The 21,241-nt window shown below is 42.2% G+C and carries 24 protein-coding genes, 3 pseudogenes and 1 riboswitch; of the genes and pseudogenes, 21 read left to right on the top strand and 6 right to left on the bottom strand.

All coding sequences use genetic code 11. The annotated features are described in order from the left end of the window. Positions 1 to 268: 268 nt before the first annotated feature. Positions 269 to 1,138, bottom strand: a complete 870-nt coding sequence (locus ACQ4MX_RS01445; protein WP_431088914.1) for a LysR family transcriptional regulator — start codon at positions 1,136 to 1,138, stop codon at positions 269 to 271. Positions 1,139 to 1,271: 133 nt separating this feature from the next. On the opposite strand from ACQ4MX_RS01445, the gene ACQ4MX_RS01440 reads away from it, so the two are divergent. The 7 genes from ACQ4MX_RS01440 (at position 1,272) to ACQ4MX_RS01410 (ending at position 5,826) form a co-directional block, all read left to right on the top strand. Then, positions 1,272 to 2,351 (top strand): NAD(P)H-dependent flavin oxidoreductase, encoded by a 1,080-nt coding sequence (locus tag ACQ4MX_RS01440; RefSeq protein WP_431088913.1) that lies wholly within the window; start codon positions 1,272 to 1,274, stop codon positions 2,349 to 2,351. 46 nt (positions 2,352 to 2,397) lie between these two features. Continuing rightward, positions 2,398 to 2,787: a tautomerase family protein gene (locus tag ACQ4MX_RS01435; protein WP_431088912.1), complete on the top strand. Its 390-nt coding sequence runs from the start codon at positions 2,398 to 2,400 to the stop codon at positions 2,785 to 2,787. 33 nt (positions 2,788 to 2,820) lie between these two features. Then, a complete protein-coding gene (locus ACQ4MX_RS01430; RefSeq protein WP_431088910.1) occupies positions 2,821 to 3,681 on the top strand; it encodes an alpha/beta fold hydrolase in 861 nt (286 codons plus the stop codon). 297 nt (positions 3,682 to 3,978) lie between these two features. Next, positions 3,979 to 5,118 (top strand): YbfB/YjiJ family MFS transporter, encoded by a 1,140-nt coding sequence (locus tag ACQ4MX_RS01425; protein WP_431088909.1) that lies wholly within the window; start codon positions 3,979 to 3,981, stop codon positions 5,116 to 5,118. A gap of 123 nt (positions 5,119 to 5,241) precedes the next feature. Continuing rightward, the gene (locus ACQ4MX_RS01420; protein ID WP_431088908.1) at positions 5,242 to 5,442 is read left to right on the top strand and encodes a CAT RNA binding domain-containing protein; all 201 of its coding nucleotides are present in this window, start codon (positions 5,242 to 5,244) and stop codon (positions 5,440 to 5,442) included. Between the two features lies 1 nt (position 5,443). Continuing rightward, a complete protein-coding gene (locus ACQ4MX_RS01415) occupies positions 5,444 to 5,536 on the top strand; it encodes a PRD domain-containing protein (RefSeq protein ID WP_431088906.1) in 93 nt (30 codons plus the stop codon). Next, the gene (locus tag ACQ4MX_RS01410) at positions 5,503 to 5,826 is read left to right on the top strand and encodes an arylamine N-acetyltransferase (protein WP_431091227.1); all 324 of its coding nucleotides are present in this window, start codon (positions 5,503 to 5,505) and stop codon (positions 5,824 to 5,826) included. Before ACQ4MX_RS01415 ends, ACQ4MX_RS01410 begins: the two co-directional genes overlap by 34 nt. A 353-nt stretch (positions 5,827 to 6,179) precedes the next feature. Here ACQ4MX_RS01410 and ACQ4MX_RS01405 read toward each other — a convergent pair whose 3' ends face one another. Together ACQ4MX_RS01405 and ACQ4MX_RS01400 are read right to left on the bottom strand one after the other, a co-directional pair. Beyond that, on the bottom strand, positions 6,180 to 7,538 hold the full coding sequence (locus ACQ4MX_RS01405) for an IS1182 family transposase (RefSeq protein WP_431088905.1): 1,359 nt from the start codon (positions 7,536 to 7,538) through the stop codon (positions 6,180 to 6,182). Positions 7,539 to 7,544: 6 nt separating this feature from the next. Further along, positions 7,545 to 8,126: pseudogene (locus ACQ4MX_RS01400) on the bottom strand (transposase); the annotation flags it as partial. A 3-nt stretch (positions 8,127 to 8,129) separates the two neighbouring features. On the opposite strand from ACQ4MX_RS01400, the gene ACQ4MX_RS01395 reads away from it, so the two are divergent. The 3 genes from ACQ4MX_RS01395 to ACQ4MX_RS01385 all read left to right on the top strand — a co-directional run bounded on the left by ACQ4MX_RS01395 (position 8,130) and on the right by ACQ4MX_RS01385 (position 9,731). After that, the gene (locus ACQ4MX_RS01395) at positions 8,130 to 8,489 is read left to right on the top strand and encodes a hypothetical protein (protein WP_431088903.1); all 360 of its coding nucleotides are present in this window, start codon (positions 8,130 to 8,132) and stop codon (positions 8,487 to 8,489) included. A 101-nt stretch (positions 8,490 to 8,590) separates the two neighbouring features. Then, positions 8,591 to 9,220: an NAD(P)-dependent oxidoreductase gene (locus ACQ4MX_RS01390; protein ID WP_431088901.1), complete on the top strand. Its 630-nt coding sequence runs from the start codon at positions 8,591 to 8,593 to the stop codon at positions 9,218 to 9,220. A gap of 64 nt (positions 9,221 to 9,284) precedes the next feature. Then, entirely contained in the window at positions 9,285 to 9,731 is a 447-nt protein-coding gene (locus ACQ4MX_RS01385) for an Rrf2 family transcriptional regulator (RefSeq protein ID WP_379386453.1), read from the top strand. 66 nt (positions 9,732 to 9,797) lie between these two features. Here the strand turns inward: ACQ4MX_RS01385 and ACQ4MX_RS01380 are convergent. Together ACQ4MX_RS01380 and ACQ4MX_RS01375 are read right to left on the bottom strand one after the other, a co-directional pair. Beyond that, a pseudogene (locus ACQ4MX_RS01380) lies at positions 9,798 to 10,087 on the bottom strand (transposase); the annotation flags it as partial. 86 nt (positions 10,088 to 10,173) lie between these two features. Next, complete coding sequence (locus tag ACQ4MX_RS01375) at positions 10,174 to 10,818, bottom strand: YczE/YyaS/YitT family protein (RefSeq protein ID WP_431088900.1); 645 nt, start codon at positions 10,816 to 10,818, stop codon at positions 10,174 to 10,176. A 114-nt stretch (positions 10,819 to 10,932) separates the two neighbouring features. Here ACQ4MX_RS01375 and ACQ4MX_RS01370 point away from each other — a divergent pair, with 114 nt between their 5' ends. The 5 genes and pseudogenes from ACQ4MX_RS01370 to ACQ4MX_RS01350 all read left to right on the top strand — a co-directional run. Further along, entirely contained in the window at positions 10,933 to 11,385 is a 453-nt protein-coding gene (locus ACQ4MX_RS01370) for a MarR family winged helix-turn-helix transcriptional regulator (RefSeq protein ID WP_431088898.1), read from the top strand. A gap of 26 nt (positions 11,386 to 11,411) precedes the next feature. Beyond that, positions 11,412 to 11,930: a GNAT family N-acetyltransferase gene (locus tag ACQ4MX_RS01365; protein ID WP_431088897.1), complete on the top strand. Its 519-nt coding sequence runs from the start codon at positions 11,412 to 11,414 to the stop codon at positions 11,928 to 11,930. 84 nt (positions 11,931 to 12,014) lie between these two features. Beyond that, a riboswitch (guanidine-I (ykkC/yxkD leader) is annotated at positions 12,015 to 12,113 on the top strand. A gap of 93 nt (positions 12,114 to 12,206) precedes the next feature. Beyond that, positions 12,207 to 12,548: a DMT family transporter gene (locus ACQ4MX_RS01360; protein WP_431088896.1), complete on the top strand. Its 342-nt coding sequence runs from the start codon at positions 12,207 to 12,209 to the stop codon at positions 12,546 to 12,548. Positions 12,549 to 12,551: 3 nt separating this feature from the next. Beyond that, the gene (locus tag ACQ4MX_RS01355; RefSeq protein WP_431088895.1) at positions 12,552 to 12,866 is read left to right on the top strand and encodes a DMT family transporter; all 315 of its coding nucleotides are present in this window, start codon (positions 12,552 to 12,554) and stop codon (positions 12,864 to 12,866) included. 60 nt (positions 12,867 to 12,926) lie between these two features. Continuing rightward, a pseudogene (locus tag ACQ4MX_RS01350) lies at positions 12,927 to 13,513 on the top strand (NAD(P)-dependent alcohol dehydrogenase); the annotation flags it as partial. 680 nt (positions 13,514 to 14,193) lie between these two features. On the opposite strand, the gene ACQ4MX_RS01345 reads toward ACQ4MX_RS01350, so the two are convergent. Continuing rightward, complete coding sequence (locus ACQ4MX_RS01345) at positions 14,194 to 15,060, bottom strand: LysR family transcriptional regulator (protein ID WP_431088894.1); 867 nt, start codon at positions 15,058 to 15,060, stop codon at positions 14,194 to 14,196. 124 nt (positions 15,061 to 15,184) lie between these two features. On the opposite strand from ACQ4MX_RS01345, the gene ACQ4MX_RS01340 reads away from it, so the two are divergent. Genes ACQ4MX_RS01340 through ACQ4MX_RS01315 form a run of 6 tightly spaced genes read left to right on the top strand, consistent with a single transcriptional unit; the run spans position 15,185 to position 21,176 of the window. After that, complete coding sequence (locus ACQ4MX_RS01340) at positions 15,185 to 16,099, top strand: ACP S-malonyltransferase (RefSeq protein ID WP_431091225.1); 915 nt, start codon at positions 15,185 to 15,187, stop codon at positions 16,097 to 16,099. After that, complete coding sequence (mdcA, locus tag ACQ4MX_RS01335) at positions 16,096 to 17,742, top strand: malonate decarboxylase subunit alpha (RefSeq protein WP_431088893.1); 1,647 nt, start codon at positions 16,096 to 16,098, stop codon at positions 17,740 to 17,742. Before ACQ4MX_RS01340 ends, mdcA begins: the two co-directional genes overlap by 4 nt. Before the next feature lie 4 nt (positions 17,743 to 17,746). Further along, positions 17,747 to 18,571, top strand: coding sequence for a triphosphoribosyl-dephospho-CoA synthase (locus ACQ4MX_RS01330; RefSeq protein WP_431091224.1), 825 nt, complete (start codon positions 17,747 to 17,749; stop codon positions 18,569 to 18,571). Between the two features lie 28 nt (positions 18,572 to 18,599). Continuing rightward, complete coding sequence (locus tag ACQ4MX_RS01325; RefSeq protein WP_192512599.1) at positions 18,600 to 18,899, top strand: malonate decarboxylase subunit delta; 300 nt, start codon at positions 18,600 to 18,602, stop codon at positions 18,897 to 18,899. Then, the gene (mdcD, locus tag ACQ4MX_RS01320; RefSeq protein ID WP_431088892.1) at positions 18,889 to 20,562 is read left to right on the top strand and encodes a biotin-independent malonate decarboxylase subunit beta; all 1,674 of its coding nucleotides are present in this window, start codon (positions 18,889 to 18,891) and stop codon (positions 20,560 to 20,562) included. Before ACQ4MX_RS01325 ends, mdcD begins: the two co-directional genes overlap by 11 nt. Beyond that, on the top strand, positions 20,556 to 21,176 hold the full coding sequence (locus ACQ4MX_RS01315) for a malonate decarboxylase holo-ACP synthase (protein ID WP_431088891.1): 621 nt from the start codon (positions 20,556 to 20,558) through the stop codon (positions 21,174 to 21,176). The genes mdcD and ACQ4MX_RS01315 overlap by 7 nt, the downstream gene beginning before the upstream one ends. Positions 21,177 to 21,241 lie beyond the last annotated feature (65 nt).

Raw genomic sequence — 21,241 nt, 5'->3', positions numbered from 1 at the left:
CAAAAATGGAGATTCGGGATAAAAAGACTTTTTACCGTATCGCAAAAGACCAGTTTGGACTATGTAATCGTGCCGTTAGGGATTTTTCATTACTACGAAATGAAGATAAAAAAGATACGGATGCCTAAGTCATGTAGTCGTGAACGCAGTTTTTCGAATTGGGGCTATGGTCCACTAAGTTTAATCTGGTTCATAGGGAAAATAAAGCTATAGCATCTAGCTATAGCTTTATTTTCATTGATGTTTTTACCATGAAGGCTATCTAGTTTTAGAGAATTTCTTTTTTTGTCTCGTCTAAGAAAGCTGATAATGCCGGTGTAATTAGGGTATCTTTTCGTTTAACAAACATTGTCGTTACTGACGAATACTTGTCTGGTAATGAGTGGCAGGTTACCTTTCCACGAAATTCATAATCAGCAATTATGGAATAGGGCAGTAAAGTAATGCCCAATCCTGCACTAACACAAGCAATGATCGTTTCAAGCGTTCCAAATTCCATTAATTTCACAGGTAATAATCCTTCTTCTTGCAGGAAAGTGTTAAGCTTGGTACGGTATGAACATCCCTTAGGGAAAACTAGCATTGTATGATTTTGCAAATCATGAATCGATTGTATTAAAGGATGTTTTGGTGAAGTTACAAGAACAAGCGTCTCTTCGATAACTTTGTCTTGTGTCAGATCAGGGTGTTCAATGGGACCGGAAACAAAAGCCCCATGCAATTCATAATGAAGGACTCCATGAAGTAGCTTTTCTGTGGGACCTGTAATTAAAGAAAAATCTACATCCGGATATTTTAAATGAAATTGTGCGAAAACAGAAGGGAGCCGGACTGCAGCTGTTGTTTCCATAGAACCGATAGCAAGAGGACCGGAAGGAATGGAACTGCTTCCTACTGCGGCTCTAGCTTCGTTAATCGTATTTAAAATCTTTTCGGCATATGTTACTAGAACTTGTCCAGAAGGAGTAAGCGTAATTCCCTTCTTGTGACGATAAAATAAGACTGTCTGAAGATCGGCCTCTAACTGTTGAATTTTGTGTGTAACATTGGATTGAGCATAATTTAGTTTCTTCGCTGTTTTGGAAATACTCCCCTCATGAGCAGCTTGAATGAAAATCTCCAACAAGTGAATATCCAAGTTGAACCTCCTTTTGAATACGATCTATCTGAAATCATGATATATAGCATCTGATTTACGGATTATACATGATAGGTAAACTCGATGTAAACTTATAAAGAATGGAATCTTAATTGATCAGGAGGACAAATCGATGTCTATTCAATTAAACAGTAAGTTCTGTGAAAGCTTCAATATTCGTTATCCAGTCGTTCTCGCGGGGATGGCGGGTATTACAAATATGGTACCATTAGTCACTACTGTTTCTAATGCAGGTGGGTTGGGTACCCTAGGTGCTGCTTATATGAGCCCCGAAGAACTAAGAGTTGCCGTACGCGAGATCAAAAAACTGACTCATGCACCGTTTGCCGTAAATATTTTTACTCATGTTGGACCTGATCAGTATATAAATTTTGATGCCGTAAACGAAGAGTTGGTTACCATTCGAGAGTCCTTGGGTTTGAAACACCGTGCTAAAGATGAAATACGTACACCCAATCATTTTGAGGAACAGTTTGGCATTTTATTGGATGAAAAGGTTCCGATTATTAGTACAACTTTTGGATTACTTTCTGAGCATCATATGCAGAAGGCAAAATCGTTGGGTATTAAAATTATTAGTAAGGTAACAACTGTAGAGGAAGCTATTCAAGCGGAGAAACGCGGATGTGATGTAATAGTTGCACAAGGTAGTGAAGCAGGAGGGCATCGAGGAACTTTTGATGTATCATCTCAGCCCATTGGGGCAAACATCGGAACCATGGCACTTGTCCCCCAAATTGTAGATCAAGTCCATATTCCAGTCCTTGCTGCCGGCGGAATTATGGATGGCAGAGGGCTCGTGGCTTCACTCGCTTTAGGGGCACAAGGTGTACAGATGGGAACGCGATTTTTGACATCAGTTGAGTCTGGTGCACATGAGGTATACAAACGTGCATTACTTGATAGCACCGAGGAAAGCACTGTCATTACAAATGCATTTTCTGGACGACCAGCACGGGGAATAAAGAATGACTTTATACAACAATGGGAAGCATCCAATATCAAGCCTCTATCGTTCCCTACCCAAAATACATTAACTCGAGAGATCAGAAACGCTTCTGCTCGTCAAAACAATCCAGAATACATGGCTCTTTGGGCAGGTCAGGGAACTAGAATGCTAACAGTTAACCAATCTGCAGGCGATATCATAAATCAAATTGTAGAAGAGGCCAGAAGTATCATTCAGTTGTAAAGGGGATTTGCCCCATACAGGATAATGAAAAAAGGAGTTGGTTGTATTGCCACTTGTTCATTTTAATTTAATTGAGGGTAGAGACAAGGAGAGTATAAAACGGTTGTTAGATGTTTCACATGAAGCAATTGTTGAGGCCTTTGACGTTCCACAACGAGACCGATATCAAGTTGTTCATGAACATTCATCCTATCAGATGGTTATTGAAGATACTGGATTGGGAATCAATCGCTCTAATAATCTTGTCGTTTTAACGATCATTAGTAAAGCTAGAGCAAATGAAAAGAAGGAGAAACTGTATTCTTTACTCGCAGAAAGGCTAGAACAGCATTGTGGTATATCACCTGAAGACGTTATCGTAAGTATCGTTGAAAATGGAGATGCGGATTGGAGTTTTGGACTTGGTGAAGCACAATTTTTAAATGGCAAATTATAAATACGTAATCTATCAGAACAGGGGATATGTTCAATGACGACTTACCATACTGTTGATGTAAATGGAATTGACATTTTTTATCGCCAAGCAGGGCGAACCGACAAACCTGTGATTGTATTACTTCATGGTTTTCCAAGTGCAAGCCATATGTTTAGGGATCTTATTCCTGTGTTAGAAAATGACTTCCTTGTAATTGCTCCGGATTTTCCGGGTTTTGGGAATTCACTCTCACCTGACCGAGCTGGTTTCACATACACATTTGAAAATATCACCCATATCATGGAGTGTTTCATTTGTAAGCTAAAGCTTACCCAATATGCACTATATGTATTTGATTACGGTGCACCAATTGGATTTCGCATTGCTATGCGTAATCCAGAGCGTATAACCGCAATAGTAAGCCAAAATGGTAACGTGTACCGTGAAGGCTTGGGTGAAAAATGGGCTGCAAGAGAAGATTTTTGGCAGAACCCAACACAGGAAAAAAGAGAAAGCTACAGAACTGCATTTGCTCCTACAACGATTAAGAACCAATATGTTGACGGAACGAAAGATAACTTGGTCTCTCCAGATGGATATATCCTTGACAGTGCGTATATGTCCCGACCTGGAAATGATGAAAAACAACTGGATTTAATTTACGACTACCGGACGAATGTAAAAATGTATCCGCAATTTCAGCACTATCTCCGAGAACATCAACCTCCTCTTTTGGCGGTTTGGGGAAAAAACGATGTCTCATTCATTCCTGCCGGTGCCGAAGCCTTCAAGAGGGATCTGCCGAATTCGGAAATTCACTTACTAGACACAGGACACTTTGCTTTAGAAACTCATGCGAAAGAAATTGGAGAATTGATGTTAGGATTTTTGGAAAAACACAGCACGGCAGATTGAATGAACACGAATATGCTCAAAACACGAGGTTGAAAGATCCGTCAAAAATAACTGTTATAACCAATAGACATTGACTCAAGTTTATTGGTTATTTGTGTTCAATATAATAAATAATGACTCTTTAATTATATCCCAAGGTTCCATCCATCTTGAAATCAGATGCATACCATCTCAAATCTGAACTATGCATGATAGTAACTCAGGATATATGCTACTACGTAGAGACAGATTCTAAAGGAAGAAGTGGGTTTTATGAGGAAGCTCTCAGCTTATCGTTTAATAGGGGGAATACTAGCTTTGATTGTTAGTATGGGCATTGGAAGGTTTGCTTTTACGCCAATAATGCCAATTATGGTGGACAACGGTTTGCTGTCAGAAGAAGGGGCTGGATACTTAGCATCTAGCAATTACTTCGGATACCTTATTGGAGCGATATTCACGATGTTCGTCAAAGACAAAAATAGAGGCTACTTTTTGATCGGTGGCTTGTTGTGTAGTTTTGCAAGTACAGGGGGAATGGGAATGTATAATTCCTTTGACGCCTGGTTTGTACTTCGTTTTGTTTCTGGCTTAGCTAGTGCTGTTGTGTTTATTATTACATCCAGCATGATTCTTGAAGAGCTAACACCAATCCAATCAGGAGGTTTTTACAGTGGTGTAGGTTTAGGAATACTTATAACAGGCTTAGTTGTACCTGTTTTCTCTCGGGTTGGGAATTGGAGTGAAGTTTGGGTAGGGCTGGGTTATATCAGTCTCATACTTGCTTTCGTTAGCTGGTATTTTTTAACTAAAAATCAAAACAAAACGTTTGTTAAGTCTCTAAGTCTTAGACATAATCAGCAAAACGTCGCTAATCACGCACCAAAGCTGATCATTTGTTTGATCATCGCTTATGGATTAGAGGGAATGGGCTATATTGTCACTGGAACGTACCTTGTTGCTTTTGCCAAGACCGTATCAGATATACCTAATCTCACCTCATTTAGTTGGATCTTAGTGGGTATTTCAGCTGCACCTTCATGTATTCTTTGGACAGCTTTAGCAAATAGATGGGGTAAATTAAGAACGCTAATCATTGCTATGGTTGTACAGGCTATAGGTATAGGGCTTCCCGTGGTTGTAAATTCATTGACTTCGGTCATTATTGGTGCCTTATTGTTTGGTGTAACTTTCATGGGGATAACAACTCTTTCGATAGCCTTAGCCAAGGACTATACTACGAATCATCAGAAGATAATTGCACTGCTTACTAGCAGCTATGGACTTGGCCAAGTGATTGGTCCACTCGTTGCAGGTTTTTTAATCTCAAGGAACCAAACATACACATCTGCTATATTGGGCGCTGCCGTTATAATCCTTTTAGGCGTAATGGTGTTCACATTCAGTATTTCAGATTTTCGAAAATTAAGTTCGGTGAGTCAAACTAGTATAGATTAGGTGATTCCAATCCTTTTCTGCCTAGGTGGCCATATTATATTGCCAAAGAATTTATACGCTTTCAAACCATTTATCTTAATAACACTTTGGGATTGTGACTGTTCGGCAGGCGATACCTAAATTGTGACGAGTGAGGTTGCCGATGCGCAGTCGTTATTATCGTTTCAATTTAGGTATATTTATTATCCTATAGCGAGAAGGTATGAAGGTGGTCTAAATGAAAATCAAAAAAATTTTAATAACAATGTGATATTATTGGCCGACGAGCATCAGAATGAAATGATCGTGATGGGTAAAGGTAGAGCATTTGGAGCTTTCACATGAAGTGATCGAATATGCGAAGCAGAAGATATCCGTGAAACTGAGCGATAATATTTATATCAAATTGACCGACCATATCAGCTTTGCTATGAATTAAATTCATTATTTTATTTCTTTTTAAGTGAAAATGGGTATAATACAAAGCTAATTCGCTGTATGAGGTACGACTATACTAGTCGAAGAAGCTGGAGTGCAATAGGAAAAACACATGTTGCTATTATAATCAATTATAGCGATAAGTTGTACCTCGTCGATGTTGGGTTTGGAGGGTATTCTCCATTAAAGATCATTCCTTTAAATGGAGATAAGGTGACTTCTGAAAATGGGGAATTCAAAGTAATTTATAAAAATGAATTAGACACAATTAAAGTACCAATTAAGAGATAAATAACTGTACCAATTCTTCTAGAGGAACAAAATTGAAACAAAGAAATATAAGCATTTAAGTTTCAGTATCAACTTGGAAAAAAATGAGGTTCAATATGTAGGGAATTTCCTCGGCCGTAGGTCTGGAACTAAGTACAAAGTACAATTTTGTATCGAAATCAACGTTATGATATTACATCTTTTAACGGATCAGGTTAATTGAGAAAGATAAAAAGCATTCTATATAGAATGCTTCAGATTGAAGACAAAAGGCATTTGGGAAAGCTTTCTTTCCCAAATGCCTTTTTGATTTTTGATTTTCTTCTTAGAATCTATCTTAAAAATAAGTATAAATTGCCTATTATTCATATTTTTTATGCCATTTTTGGACTTACCCAAGTCCAATTGGCTAATTTCTTAAGATTTATTGCAGCAAAAGTTAGCATCGCCTGCATGGACAATTTTTTAAGTCCCCGTAGGGTTGTCCATCGCATACCATGCTTTTCTTTTGCATCTGCAAAGACTCGTTCAATGGATTCTTTTCGACGTGCATATATTTCTTTTACTTCTTGTTTATGACGAAGGTGTTCGGCTTCTTCTAAATAGCCTTCCCAGATATGGCGTTGGATTAACTTTTGATGATTTTGACTCTGAGTACACTGTTCTAGTAAAGGACACTTTGAACACTTCAAGGGATTGGATTTGTACTGCCGATATCCTTCCTTCGTGGTTGTTGTGTATGATAATACCTCTCCTTGCGGACAGATATAGCAATTATAGTGCTCATCATAAACGTATTCATGTTTACGGATGAACCCTTCCTTTGTTTTTGGTCGAATATAATGAAGTGCAGGAGTGATGCCATTCTCTATAAGAAAATTACAAATTGCAGGAGTCTTATATGCCGCGTCAGCAGCAACAGCTAAAGGTTTCTTTACTTTATCAATTATTTTCTCTACTAATGGTTGAAGTATATGACTATCATGAATGTTTCCAGGCGTTACAATGGATCCTAATACAAAACCATTTCGGTCAGTAGCAGCATGAAAAGAATAAGCAAACTGTTTTGTTCTTTCATCTTTTACGTAGTACCCACTTTCAGGATCAGTAGTACTTTCCTTAATTTCCTTTATCTCTTCCTTTTCAAACTTTTCAGGTGGAAAAGGTTTCTTTCCGTTATCAATACGGTCTTGATTTAATTCAGCTTGAAGTTTCGCTTCATAAGCTCGAGCTTCTTTTCTCACTGTTTTCTTTTCAAATTTACGTTTATTAGCACTTGCTTTAACATGAGTTGAATCAATAAATACATGATCTGCGCTCAATAAACCTTTATCTGTAATCTCTTTTAGAATCCGATAAAAGATTTGTTCAAATAGATCGGTTTCTTTAAAACGACGCTCATGATTCTTACCGAAGGTAGAGAAGTGAGGAACTTCTGTATAAAAACCGAATCCCAAGAACCAGCGATATGCCACATTTGTTTCAATTTCTTTAATGGTTTGTCTCATAGAGCGTATACCAAATACATATTGAATAAATGTCATCTTAATCAATACAACAGGATCAATACTCGGACGGCCTAGTGTTGAATAGAGTTTTTCAACCAATGGATAAATGAAGGAGAAATCAATAGCAGATTCAATTTTTCGCACCAAATGATCTTGTGGTACTAATTGGTCAATTGCGATTACTTCTAACTGATCTCTTTCAGAATTATTGTTTCTTGTCATCATTATCCATCACCTCTTAAAATCTCTTATTAAATATTTTAAATAAAAAGGCTTGTCTGCCATTAGTTTTACCAGTTTTTTGAGATTCAGACATGCCAAAGTAAGCACAACCTTATCTGTCATTTTGGACTTGCCTTTCTCTCTTGTGTAACGAAGATTGTGATATTCCTTAGCTGTTCCAAACAGGCGCTCAATCGTCTCCTTGCGATGTTGGTAAAGCTCTCGCATACCAATTTGATGGCGGATATCTTCACAAAGCTCCATGTAATCTTTCCAAAGGTGTCGAGTTACAACTTTCTGATGTTGCTTACTGTCAGTGCAGATGGATAGAAGAGGACATGTCTCACAAATTTTCGAATTGCTTTTATACTCTCGGTAACCCTCACGTGTTGTTGTGCGATAGGTTAAGACCTGATTTTCTGGACAGAGGTAACAGTCATAATAGTCATCATAAATAAATTCCTTGGATCTTAATTTATCTTTCTTGCCCCTAGGTCTCGTATAAGGAAAGACAGGGCTGATGTTTCGATCAATAAGAAATTTGGCAATACTTGGTGTCTTGTAGCCAGAATCAGCGATGATGAATTGTGGGATATGCAAAGCTTAATAACCAGTCAAACTGGATTTTTGACGGAGTTAGCCCTGGATGATGGTAAAAATTACATGACAGCTGCCTTTCGTTTTATTAAGCAAACGACTCATATGGAAAGTAATGCGCTATTGACAAAAATTGAAAAGCTAGCTGGCAAATACCTCACTGTAAAAGTGAAGAATACGTTACCAAGTATTTTAGAAGGTTTAGAAGAGATGAGACTCTATGCGGAGGTGCACCATTTGACTGTTAGTGATTATCTCTGGCAAGAGTGCTCGAAATCGGCTATAAAAATAAACAGCTTGATTGAGTTTGCAGTGGTAAACTTGGTCAAGTTGTTATTTATTTCTCAAAACTTGTAACAAAGTTATTTACAAGTCAAAAAGAATCTGTTATAATCAACTTGTAATAAAAGGTATTACAAGATAGGAAAAACCAAAGTGAATTATAGGAGGATTTCATAATGAAAATCGCAGTTGTAGCAGCAAATGGCAAAGCCGGACGACTAATTGTCGAAGAAGGGTTAAATCGTGGTATGGATGTCACTGCCATCGTTAGAGGGGAGAACAAAACACGCGCAAATGACGCAATTATCAAAGATGTTTTTGAGATTAATAAGGAAGATCTAGCAGGATTGGATGTAATTGTTGACGCAGTCGGTGCTTGGACGCCAGAAACAGTTCATATTGTTCCAGATGCGGCTAATCATTTGGCGAATCTTTTGAAGGGAGCAGACACAAGACTGTTAGTAGTTGGTGGAGCAGGAAGTCTGTTTGTCAATCCAGAACATACGAAGACCGTTGCGGATGTTACGACTTTCCCAGAAGAAGCAATGCCAGTACTTAATGCACACCAGAAGGCACTTGATGATCTTCGCAAGTACGATGATGTTAACTGGACCTATGTCAGTCCTGCAGGAGATTTCCAAGCAGATGGTGAGAGAACTGGAAAATACATTCTCGGTGGCGAAGAGTTGATTCTCAACAGTAAAGGAGAGAGTGTCATTTCTTATGCTGACTATGCAATTGCAATGATCGACGAGATCGAGTCAGGTAGCCATATCAAAGAAAGAATCAGCGTTGTTAGCGAATAACAACAGTGATCTGCATTGACAGATTTCTTGTAAGAGATTACCTTACAAGAAGGAGGTTGTTGAGATGCAGATTTCAAGTAAGTTTACGATAGGGGTTCATCTTCTCTCGGTAATTGATTATTTGGGTGAAAGCGAAAAAGTTACCAGTAACATTCTGGCGGGCAGCATCGGTGTGAATCCTGTTATCGTAAGAAATGTAATGGGAAGTCTTAAGGGAGCTGGTATCATCAGCATTAGTCAAGGGAAAAGTGGTATTACTCTTTCAAGAAAAACTTATGAAATCACATTCTATGATATTTATAAAGCAGTAGACTCTGTAAAGGAAGAGAGTCTATTTCATTTCCATGAGAATCCTAGTCCAGAATGTCCGATAGGAAGCAATATCCATAAGGCAATGGATTCGAAATTGGATAGAATTCAACAAAGCATGGAAAATGAAATGCGTAATATTACGGTTGCCGACGTTATGCAGGATATCATCAAAGAGTTCGAAATCCCGGAATTTCCTTAATAAATCAATGAGAAGCGTGTACTCTTCCATCGGTGCTAAAATCGATGGAAGAGTACACATTTCTTTTTTTTTATCTTGAAAACGGCGGACAACATTCTTTCCGTATGTTGTGAAATGTGGGACCTTGTCATCTAGCGTTAACCCCAGAAACCAGCGGTAAGCATTATTGACTTCAATTTCCTTGATAGTCTGACGCATGGAGCGAATGCCGAATAGGCATTGGATAATAGGGATTTTGAGGAGCAGTCAAAGGTTTCCTCAATCTGACGAAGTAAGTAGTCTTTAGGAAATAACTCGTCTAGACTGTAAAAACCGACTTGACCACGATTGTAGGCCGGATTTTCCTTGTGAAGCATACTCTTACCTTCCGATAATTCCTATATCAATTATACTACTTGTTAGAAACGCAATTCTAACGACTTTGTCTTCAGTCTGAAGCATTCTATATAGAATGCTTTTTATCTTTCTCATAATTTGGTGATGTACCAGAGTGTGTTAATATGCGGTTTAGTATTTTTCCGGTAAATGGCATAAAGTAATTGAGTATTAGCCCCCCTAAACAAACGGTTAACAAAGTTCCAATGCCAATGGGTCCATTTAAAATGGCTGCTATGATCAAGAATATAAGGTAGAGGAATGTTCTCGAAAAAAATAGATTTGTTCTAGTTAATTCTTGTATGATTAATGTTAATCGGTCAACTGGAATGGGTGCAAAATTTGTCTGTAAATATGTTGCAGTTCCTAATCCTACAACAACTAAACCAATTCCAAAACAAACAACTTTGCTGTACCATAGTTCAGGTGTTATCAAATTGTGCAATAAAAAAAGCCACATATCAATACCAATACCCGTTATAAATGCTGTTAACAACCCCAAAACTTCTGGTCTTTGTCTTTTTAAAAGTGAATTACAACATATCAATATTATAGCTATTATGATTTCCCAACTTCCCACAGTAAGTCCCACATTTATGGATAGTCCTACCAAAAGTGCATCAAAAGGTGAAGTCCCAAGGTCTGATTGTATAGTGAAAGAAATTCCAAGGGATAATATAAAAATTCCTAATACAAAAAAAACATATTTCACTTTACTCGACCTCTTCATCATAATTTTATATTGCAAATGCAATAAAATAAGGGTAAATTTAATATATGCCATTTTTATTGCATTTGCAACAAAATAGATGCAAAGGAGTTAACTATGAAGGAAGTACTTCGTGAAATTGGAATGATAGCAAGGGCATTAGATTCTATAAGTAATATAGAATTTAAAGAATATGATCTTACAAAAGGGCAGTATTTGTACCTTGTGCGAATATGTGAAAACCCAGGAATCATTCAAGAAAAGTTAGCGGAGATGATAAAAGTAGATCGAACAACTGCATCCCGTGCTATAAAAAAACTTGTAATCAATGGATTTATTGAAAAGAAAGAGGATAACCATAACCAAAAAATTAAAAAACTCTTTCCAACAGAGAAAGGGAACAATGTTTATCCTTTTATAAAAAAAGAAAATGATTATTCCAATAACGTTGCATTAGAGGGATTTTCGGAAAGAGAAGTAGAATCCATTTTCAATCTTCTTCAAAGAGTAAGAGAAAATATAGGGAATGACTGGGAATTTGTAAAAAAGGGGAACAAGAGAAATTATTGATTCACATGAAGGAGCGATACATTAGAGTGACTGTAAAAATAATAAAGTGCAGCCGTGAAGATTTACAAATACTCCAAGAAATAAGTATTGAAACATTCAACGATACTTTTAAAGATCAGAATTCACCTGAAAATATGAAAGCCTATCTGGAAAGAGCATTTAACTTTAAACAGTTGGAGGAGGAATTGTCCAACGTCTCTTCAGAAATCTTTTTCATCTATTTCAATGAAGAACTTGCTGGATATTTAAAGGTAAATATGAATGATGCCCAATCCGAAAAAATGGATGATGAGTCGCTTGAAATTGAGAGGATTTATATAAAAAACAAATCTCAAAAACATGGGCTTGGTAAATATCTGCTAAATAAAGCTATGGAAATTGCGATGGAACATAATAAAAAGAAAATCTGGCTCGGCGTATGGGGAAAAAATGAAAACGCCATTTCTTTTTATAAGAAAATGGGGTTTGTTCAAACTGGCGCACACTCTTTTTATATGGGTGATGAAGAACAAATTGATTTCATAATGACCAAAACAATGATATAAGTTTAGGATGATATACGAATTCTTATTAAATTTCATATTGTGATTTATTTACTAATGTGTATAATATTAACTATAATTGAATTCAAAAATGTTTTCTAGGGTTCCGCGATGTAATATCGGCTGGTCCGAGAGAAAACTCACAGTCGTCGTACTGTGCCACGGAGGGATAAAAGCCTGGGAGAAAAACTGCTGTATGCAGTATGATCTCAGGCTTTTTTTATTGCTGCTTTAAATCCATACTATATTGCAGCATTATCAAAAAGGAGGAAGCACAGAATGAACAAGACATGGTTATCTGTTGTAATTGCGGCATTATTTGAAGTTGGATGGGTCATCGGCCTGAAACATGCCAGTGGATGGTTAGAGTGGGGAGGCACTTTAGTTGCCATTTTAGTAAGTTTCATACTCATGATTATGGCTTCCCGTACGATTCCGGTAGGAACAGTCTATGCAGTGTTTGTCGGGTTGGGAACGGCCGGTACTATATTGGCAGAAATTTTGTTGTTTGGTGCTGAGGTACAGGGATCTAAATTGTTGCTGATCGGGGTGCTTCTGCTCGGAGTTGTAGGGCTCAAAATACAGAGCAAAGAGAAGAAACAAGGAAAAGAGGTGCACTGACGTATGAACTGGGTATTTCTAATTTTGGCAGGCGTATTTGAGATGATTGGAGTTCTCATGATTAATAAGCTCCATAAAGACCGGAATTTCCTGTCCACTTGCTACTTGCTTGGAGGCTTTGGATTGAGCTTTTTATTTCTAACCCTAGCTATGGAAACACTACCAATGGGAACGGCCTACGCCGTCTGGACCGGTATTGGGGCTTCGGGCGGGGCCATATTGGGCATGATCTTTTATGGTGAACCGCGTAATACCGCGAGAATTCTGTTCATCGCGATGGTACTCGGTTCAGCAGTTGGTCTAAAGCTGGTAAGCTGAATAATGATGGTATTAGATAAATTGGTCATTTTAGAATAGCAGCGAACTATCTGAATGCTCATCGAGCTTGATGTCGCTGCACCTCTACTTTGCGCAGGTATTACAACATACTCGCCGCTAAATCATTGGGGAGCTGGACCAGGTAAGAAAGTAGCGGTTGTGGGTATGGGTGGATGGCTGTCAAAATTGCACATGCAATGGGTGCAGAGGTAACTGTTCTGTCACAGTCATTGAAGAAAAAGGATGATGGCTTGCAATTCGGGGCAGATAACTACTACGCTACAAGCCCCAGAAACTTTCGAAAAACTCGCTGGGTCCTTTAATTTGATTATTAACACAGTAAGTGCGAATATCGACATCAATGCATATTTCGCACTGCTCACTCTGGATGGCACTCTGGTTAACGTGGGTGCTCCTGGGGAGCCGTTGTCAGTAAACGTGATGTCTCTCATCGGACACGTCGTTCGTTTGCAGGTTCAATGATCGGAGGCATCCGTGAGACTCAGGAAATGCTGGAATTCTGTGCAAAACATAGCATCGTTCCTCAGATCGAAGTCATTTCAGCTGACCAAATTGACGAAGCCTACAAACGCGTGTTAGCTTCAGATGTGAAGTACAGATTCGTGATTGACACTAGCACAATATGAGTTGTGTTGATAAGTTCTATAATTGATTTTAGTGAAGTTGTCTCAAAACAAAAGTTTTTGAGACAACTTCACTTTATTCTATCTATGATCTTATCAAATCTTTGATGCTGTCGAGGGACAAAATCATGGTACCATTGAAAGTCATTAATTTAGTGTCTTCTTGTATTATCGGGTTAGCCAGAATCTTCTGGTTGGCCTTTTTTATCGTCGTTTTACGATAGGGTGTCGAGAAAACGTGGTGGCTTTAGGGGCAGTGATCCCGTAACAAAAACAGTTCTCCTACAACCCTCCAAAAGACCATATTTCAGCTGGTAGGGGCTGGTGGCCCCGCATCACAAGCCAAGCTACGGGTTTGGAACCATCGTGGAAAGACCGACGAAATAAAAGATAAGGAGTGAACCTAGGGTTCAAGCGCGGCGCAGGGATTTTTCAAACGAAATAAACCCTATTTTGCATGAAGAGCACAGATTCGAGCGGTTAGGAGCGATGTTGGCCAAGCTAGAGGCCAACACAGGCATGGCTTCGGTTGTTGTTTTGGAGGCGACAGGTCACTACCACCGCTCGCTGGTCTCATGCCCTTAGGGCTGATGGAAGCCACCGGCTAAGCCGGTGGTTATGACTAAGTTATGAAATAAACGTAAGCTACAGACTATCCACTTGGTTACACATCACTGTCAATGCTAAGCAATATCTCGGAAAAATCTAATGATGAACTCGAAGAACGATTTCTCTATATCGGTGTGCAGTTCCCCAGTAGGCCAGGACAGATAGATCGTTCGCGTACATCGAGGCTCGCTGATTGGAAGCAGTTTGATGCCTTCGGTTACGACGTTCCTCCACAGGATAGAAGGAATAAAGGAGATGCCAAGTCCTGTCTGAATCAACCCTCTTACCGTAGCCGGATCATCACTTTCAAAGACGATGTCCGGTTCATAAGGGATGTGAGTAAAAAAGCGGTCTGTTGTCTTCCTAAGCGAATTGCCAGGTGTAAGGCTGATAAACTTCTCATGCTCTAGGTCTTTCAGGAATACGGTGTCCTGAAAACTCAGAGGGTGAGATGTGGGTACGCCAAGCAAAATTTCCTCCTCCAGCAGGATCGCATGCTCGTTGTCCGTCAACTCTTCGGACGTAATCGCAAAATCGTACGCAAGTCCTTTCTTCATCTTCGCAGGGTGCTGGGTCAGGTTGAATCTAATTTGAGGGTAGAGATCGCGAAACTTACCGACAATCTTGGGCAATAGCATAGAGCCGACGGCTACGTATAACGTGATGACCTCTACCTTTTCATTTTTCATTTCTTTGACTTCGGATATGCCTTGCTCTAGCGCTGATAGCGACTGGTTTACTCTTTTTAGGAATTTTTTTCCATATTCATTCAGCACGATATGTTTTCCTTCGCGGTCAAATAGCTGCACACCCAATTCCGCCTCCAGGTTTCTAATCATTTTACTTAAGGCAGGCTGTGAGATAAACAGCTCGTTCGCGGCACGTGTGACATGCTCATACTTGGAGGTCACTTGAAAATACCTAAGCTGCAAATAATCCATTGTGAAAAATCTCCTTTATAACCATTAGGTTATCGATCATATGTGAATATATATATTTTACAGGTATTTGCTCACTTATTACAATTGACAATGTAAAGAAAATGAATCCGCTAAAGGTGGTGAGATTCTGAACATCGTTTTTACATTTCCCGGCCAGGGGTCACAGGTTCCTGGAATGCTCCAAGATGTGCCCGAGTATGTGAAAAAGGCAACAAGTATCATCGAAACTGAACTGCGTGATGATGAGGAGGCTATGGGCTCAACGGTCTGGATTCAGATTGCACTCTTCGTTAAGGAGACGGCAATAGCCTATCGGTTGATCGAGCAGGGTATCCGGCCCCAATTCGTGGCAGGGCATTCCATTGGTGCATTTCCTGCGGCGGTGATCGCGGGAGTTCTTTCGTTCGAGGATGCGCTTCGGATCGTGTGGCTCCGTGCCCGGTTGATGGAAGAAGCTTTCCCTGAGGGCTATGGAATGGGTGCGATTATCGGACTTACGAAGACAGAGGTTCAACAAGTCATGGATCTTTCTCATAGCGAGGCGACGCCTGTCTACCTCTCGAATATGAACGCAGAGCAGCAAATCGTCGTATCCGGTTCATTGGAAGGGATAAATAAAGCTTTTATGCATGTGAAGGAGTTTGGGGCCGCTAAGACAGTGCTTCTGAAGGTTCCGATTCCTTCACACTCCCCGCTGATGTCAGAGGTAGCCAAGAAACTATTGGAGCAAATACACACTTTTCCTTTGCAGGATGCCCAGATTCCATATTTGGTGAATCATACGGGCAGAAAGACGACAGCCAGGGAAAAAATTGTGAAGGACCTTGCCCTAAACGTAGCTTATCCCGTCCTGTGGATGGATATGGCGGCTGTCTGTGTAGAATCGGGAGCTGACTGTTTCATCGAGATGCCTCCGGGTCAGACTCTTTCTGTACTCGTCAAGCAGGCCCACAAGGATACCCGGCAAATAGCCGTGGGCGAGATTGGTCTGGAAGCGACCCAGTATCTGATTAGAAAATGGAAGGAGCAAGAAGAATGAATAAGGTGCTGCGTTCCTGGTCACAGAATCGTGACAAAAAACGGGAAAAGCTAGAAAAGGTGAGCAAATGGCTGGATGGAAAATACGTTGACCCATCCCGGATCGTCGATCTGCTGGAGACATTGATCGCGCCAGGTGCGAAGGTCGTCTTGGAGGGGGATAACCAGAAGCAGGCGTCCTATCTGTCCCAAAAGCTGCTGGAGGTCGATCCAGGCAAGGTGCATGACCTGCACATGATTATGTCCAGCATTTCAAGACCTGAGCATTTGGATATTTTCGAGAGAGGCATTGCTGGGAAGTTGGATTTTTCCTATAGTGGCTCCCAGAGCTTGCGTGTCGCACAAATGATTGATGACGGAACGCTGAAGCTCGGCGACATCCATACGTATTTGGAATTATTCGGTCGTCTCTTCATTGACCTTATACCAGATGTAGTGCTTGTAGCGGCGGACAAATCGGATCGTGAGGGCAATCTGTATACAGGAAACAACACGGAAGAAACTCCAACGATCGTTGAGGCGGCGGCTTTTAAGGATGGTATTGTAATCGTACAGGTCAACGAAATTGTGGACGTGCTGCCGAGAACGGATATTCCGGCGTCCTGGGTTGACGTGATCGTACAAGCTGACAGACCTTATGCGCTGGAAGCACTCTTTACCCGCGATCCGCAAAATATTACAGAGCTGCAAATCCTGATGGGCATGATGGCGATCAAGGGCATTTATGGAAAGCATCAGGTTCAGTCGCTTAATCATGGTATCGGCTTTAATACTGCAGCGATTGAGCTTTTGCTGCCGACCTATGGCGAGCAGCTCGGCTTGAAAGGGAAAATTGCCAAGCATTGGGCCCTAAACCCGCATCCAACCTTGATTCCAGCGATTGAGTCCGGTTGGGTCGAAAGCATTCATAGCTTTGGAGGCGAGGTTGGCATGGAGAAATACATTGCCGCTCGCTCGGATGTGTTCTTCGTCGGCAAGGATGGGTCTATGCGCTCCAACCGGGCGATGTGTCAGGTTGCTGGCCAATTCGCAGTGGATATGTTTATCGGATCGACGTTACAGATGGACGACGAAGGCAATTCGTCTACTGTTACTTCCGGCAGACTGTCCGGCTTTGGAGGAGCACCGAATATGGGACATGATCCCCGTGGTCGGCGACATGCGACTCATGCCTGGCTTGACATGATTGAGCGTCCGACGGAACTCTCCAAAGGACGCAAGCTGGTCGTGCAGATGGTTGAAACCTATGGTGCCAACAAAAAGCCAGTATTCGTCGATTCGCTCGATGCCATCAAGGTGAAGGATGAATCTGGCCTCGCCACTACTCCAGTCATGATTTATGGGGATGATGTCACCCACGTCCTCACAGAGGAAGGTATCGCATATCTCTACAAAACAGACAGCGTTGAGGAGAGAACGAAGGCACTAGCGGCGATTGCAGGCGTAACGCCATTGGGTATGGAAAGCCATGAGAGCGATGTAAGCTTGCTGCGTGACAGAGGAATTGTGGCCTACCCTGAGGATCTTGGGATCATGCGTAGACAAGCTAAGCGCTCGCTGCTGGCTGCGCAGACGATTAACGATCTCGTGGATTGGTCAGAGGGGTTATATGATCCGCCTGCTAAATTCCGGAGCTGGTCTTAAAGCCATGCTCGCGACCAAACATACAGCTCTTGCGGTTTCCCTGGCTGCCAAGGCTGTAAAGGCACTGATGGAAGAGGCGTTGCTTACGCCCAAGCCTGGGCTTGTGGATGCCAGGGACAATGGCTCTCATAGCGACATGTCCATTGATTTGATGCTTGAATCCGCGAGATCATTGGAGAATACATTTCGGGAAATAGCCAATGTGTCCTACCAACATCCGGTGAACCAGACATTGCGCGAGAAAATTGCTCAAATCGGGAGAGATGGCGAGAAAGTGATGCTCCGTGCAACCAATGGAGTGAATACACATAAGGGGGGCATTTGGGCCCTTGGCCTTCTAGTGAGTGCACGGGCAGCCTTGCCCGAAGAACAGGACCCATTACAAATTATGAGCATTGCAGGAAGAATCGCGTCGTTCCATGACCGGTATCGCCCTGTGCAGCAGACGAATGGACAATCGGTGAAGAAGAGATACGCGGTAATGGGAGCAGAGGAAGAGGCGAGGCTCGGTTTTCCGCACATCCGTGATAATGCCCTGCCCACTTTGCTGCACGCCAGAGCTTGTGGCAAGACGGAGGAGGAAGCACGCATCGAGGCATTATTGGCTTTGATGGCAAGTGTGGACGATACCTGCATCCTACATCGCGGCCATTGGTCAGACCTGATAACGATCAAGCGAATGTCCGGTGCCTTCCTTGCTGCAGACGGATTCAGAACCCAGTCGGGCAGAAAGTTGTTTTACCGATTGTCCGAGCATTGTAAATTTAGACGGCTCTCACCTGGAGGCAGCGCCGACCTGCTAGCCGCCACATTGTTTCTCATCGATTGATACTTTTACTTGGAGGTGTTCCTGAAGGATGGAAAAATTACAGTTTCAATATCAAACGACGAAGCCCATCCGTAAGCCGGCACATATCGGTGTCGTCGGTTCGGGGGATTTGGAGATTATTGTAGAGCCTGTGGAGGGCCAGACCACCAACGTCAGCATTTTAACAGGCAGTGAAGGGTTTGGACAAGTATGGGAAAATGTGCTGACACGTTTTTTTACCCGTTATCCGATTACTGCCAATATTACGGTTCATGACTTCGGAGCCACTCCGGGGGTAGTAATGCTTAGATTTACGCAAGTGCTGGAGGTGCTTGACTATGCAGAATAGTTTTGTGGAGCTGAATGGACGCGAGAGAGCCAGGGCGCTACTGGACGAGGGGACTTTCAGGGAGTTGCTTGGGCCGTTGGACAAAATCCAATCCCCGCACCTTGAACCGCAAGGTATTGTTCCTCAGAGCGATGATGGAATCATTCTGGCTTTTGGCGAAATACGCAAGCAGAAAGTCTTGATCATTTCGATGGAAGGAGCTTTTCAAGGAGGGGGCATTGGAGAAGTCAGCGGGGCCAAAATTTCCGGAGCGCTCGAATTAGCACTGGAGGCGAATAAGAGCGGAAACAAACTATATCCCATCATGATCTTCGATACAGGGGGTGTTCGGCTACAGGAAGCGAACTATGGGTTGTTGTCGATTTCGGAGATTGCGACACAGATCGTCGGTCTGCGTAAATACGTTCCGGTTATCGGGCTGATCCCAGGCCGCGTAGGGGCATTCGGGGGAATGTCCATTACTGCTGAGTTGTTCACCACTTTGCTTGCTACAAAGAAGGCACGTCTTGGCCTCAATGGGCCGGAGGTAATCGAACAGGAAGCAGGGGTCATGGAGTTCGATTCCAGCGATAAGGCCTTGATTTGGAACACAATTGGAGCCAACCAGCGCTTCCATACCGGATTGATTGACGAAGTGGTGGAAGATACGACGGATGCAATTATCGAAGCGATTGATAACGCACTTAAGGCACCTGCGAAACCTGCTAGAACCGAACAAATCGATTTCTATCTGACCCTGCTAAGCGACCTTGATCCTACAGAGTTTTGGACACCTGAGCGTTATCGTGAATTTTACAAGCAGATCCAGCCAGTACAGCAGCCTGTTCCGCTGGCAAGAGAAGGTACATCTGACGCTTCGGATAGCAGAGGTTACTACTGGTTCTCACATTTGACGGGCATAAATCACCCCATCAGTGATGTTCCTTCTGTGCTAGCGGCTGATGTGGAGAAGAATGGACAATTGTGTAGATATATTGCGATCGTTCCAGATACCTCTAACCGTTTTCCGCGTGTCAGAAATGGCGAGGTCGGTATGCGCGAAGCTTGGACAGTGGCCCAAATCGTCAGAGATGCTATTCGTCAGGATGAGGATCAAGCCACCAAACGTCCAATCATCGTTGTCATCGATGTACCGAGTCAAGCCTATGGCTATAAGGAGGAATTGGTCGGTATTAGTCTTGCTCTCGCAGCAAGCGCAGACGCTTATGCAACCGCTAGATTAGAAGGACATCCAGTCATCGGTGTAATCGTTGGCAACGCGATTTCTGGAGGGTTCCTTGCACATGGATTGCAATCAAATCGCTTGATCGCACTGGATGACAGCAAAGTTAATATTCAAGCCATGTCCAAGGCTTCTGCTGCCCGAATCACCAAGCGGACGATTGCAGAGCTGGATGAAGCTACCAAGAAAGTCCCAGCCATGGCCTATGATGTGCGCAGCTACAGTACTCTAGGAGCACTATATTCGCTGCTGAGCGGGATCCAAGCGGACGATCCACAGAACAGTGATGTAGCCATTGTGGAATGGACCATTTCCGAGGCTATTGAAAGTACGAAAGGAGCGCCTCGTGACCTTAGCTTCCGCTTGCAGACCAAGGAAGCTCTGGCAGGTGGACGTACGGCAACTAATAACGTTCGACAAGCACTTTTGGAGCAATGGTAATTCGGTCACATGATCTGATTGAAGTGTCCAATTTGAAATATCTCTCCTTCTACGAAGACAAGGAGTGGGTAACCGCCTCGCTGAGGCGGACCCCCTTTGTAGTCGTTCGTAGGGCTGAACTGTTAGCGAATGGTTCTATTCCCGTCGGAATACGTGGGCCAGAACGGAATCAACGGGAAGCTGCCTTCCTTGACCCGGAGGGCGTATGCCAGCTCGTGTCTCCTTATGCGATAGCGGAGCGTCAGATGTGGAACTCTTTATCTACAACAAGACGGCAACAGCCCGTCCTGCAGGTGATGGATTTATTAGCGGAAATCATGCTGGATTGGCGCTGGGGACCAGTGGGAAGTGCGGGGTTCGAAATAGTGACGCAATACCACACTGTGAAGGAAACGAGTGATCTTGACCTTGTTATAGATGGCTCGGAGGTTATTGATTATGCTGCAGCTGAAAGACTTGTGCACAAGTTGGAGCATCTGGATGTTCGAATTGATATTCAATTGGAGACAAGAGACGGTGCCTACGTCCTGCACGAAATTCTTGAGAGACGGGCCAGCACTGTGGTGCTGCGAACTTCTTCGGGCCCCAAGCTCGTCCGTAATCCTTGGCAATGAGGAGCTATAATCAACGGCAAAAGGGAGGAATGCACGACCATTTGGCTTCAGGCAAGCTGTCAAAG

Origin of the sequence: Paenibacillus sp. 8b26, assembly GCF_050626875.1 — a bacterium.
Taxonomy (GTDB): Bacteria; Bacillota; Bacilli; order Paenibacillales; family Paenibacillaceae; genus Paenibacillus.
The sequence above is the reverse complement of the archived record's forward strand: the minus strand, read 5'-3'. Positions and strand labels throughout refer to the sequence as shown.

What these genes read in the sequence shown, in the direction of transcription:
- ACQ4MX_RS01440 (WP_431088913.1), top strand. Translation starts at nt 1,272, where the DNA reads ATGTCTATTCAATTAAACAGTAAGTTCTGTGAAAGCTTCAATATTCGT.
- ACQ4MX_RS01430 (WP_431088910.1), top strand. Translation starts at nt 2,821, where the DNA reads ATGACGACTTACCATACTGTTGATGTAAATGGAATTGACATTTTTTAT.
- ACQ4MX_RS01405 (WP_431088905.1), bottom strand. Translation starts at nt 7,538, where the DNA reads ATGATGACAAGAAACAATAATTCTGAAAGAGATCAGTTAGAAGTAATC.
- ACQ4MX_RS01395 (WP_431088903.1), top strand. Translation starts at nt 8,130, where the DNA reads ATGCAAAGCTTAATAACCAGTCAAACTGGATTTTTGACGGAGTTAGCC.
- ACQ4MX_RS01390 (WP_431088901.1), top strand. Translation starts at nt 8,591, where the DNA reads ATGAAAATCGCAGTTGTAGCAGCAAATGGCAAAGCCGGACGACTAATT.
- ACQ4MX_RS01385 (WP_379386453.1), top strand. Translation starts at nt 9,285, where the DNA reads ATGCAGATTTCAAGTAAGTTTACGATAGGGGTTCATCTTCTCTCGGTA.
- ACQ4MX_RS01370 (WP_431088898.1), top strand. Translation starts at nt 10,933, where the DNA reads ATGAAGGAAGTACTTCGTGAAATTGGAATGATAGCAAGGGCATTAGAT.
- ACQ4MX_RS01360 (WP_431088896.1), top strand. Translation starts at nt 12,207, where the DNA reads ATGAACAAGACATGGTTATCTGTTGTAATTGCGGCATTATTTGAAGTT.
- ACQ4MX_RS01355 (WP_431088895.1), top strand. Translation starts at nt 12,552, where the DNA reads ATGAACTGGGTATTTCTAATTTTGGCAGGCGTATTTGAGATGATTGGA.
- ACQ4MX_RS01345 (WP_431088894.1), bottom strand. Translation starts at nt 15,060, where the DNA reads ATGGATTATTTGCAGCTTAGGTATTTTCAAGTGACCTCCAAGTATGAG.
- mdcA (WP_431088893.1), top strand. Translation starts at nt 16,096, where the DNA reads ATGAATAAGGTGCTGCGTTCCTGGTCACAGAATCGTGACAAAAAACGG.
- ACQ4MX_RS01330 (WP_431091224.1), top strand. Translation starts at nt 17,747, where the DNA reads ATGCTCGCGACCAAACATACAGCTCTTGCGGTTTCCCTGGCTGCCAAG.
- ACQ4MX_RS01325 (WP_192512599.1), top strand. Translation starts at nt 18,600, where the DNA reads ATGGAAAAATTACAGTTTCAATATCAAACGACGAAGCCCATCCGTAAG.
- mdcD (WP_431088892.1), top strand. Translation starts at nt 18,889, where the DNA reads ATGCAGAATAGTTTTGTGGAGCTGAATGGACGCGAGAGAGCCAGGGCG.
- ACQ4MX_RS01315 (WP_431088891.1), top strand. Translation starts at nt 20,556, where the DNA reads ATGGTAATTCGGTCACATGATCTGATTGAAGTGTCCAATTTGAAATAT.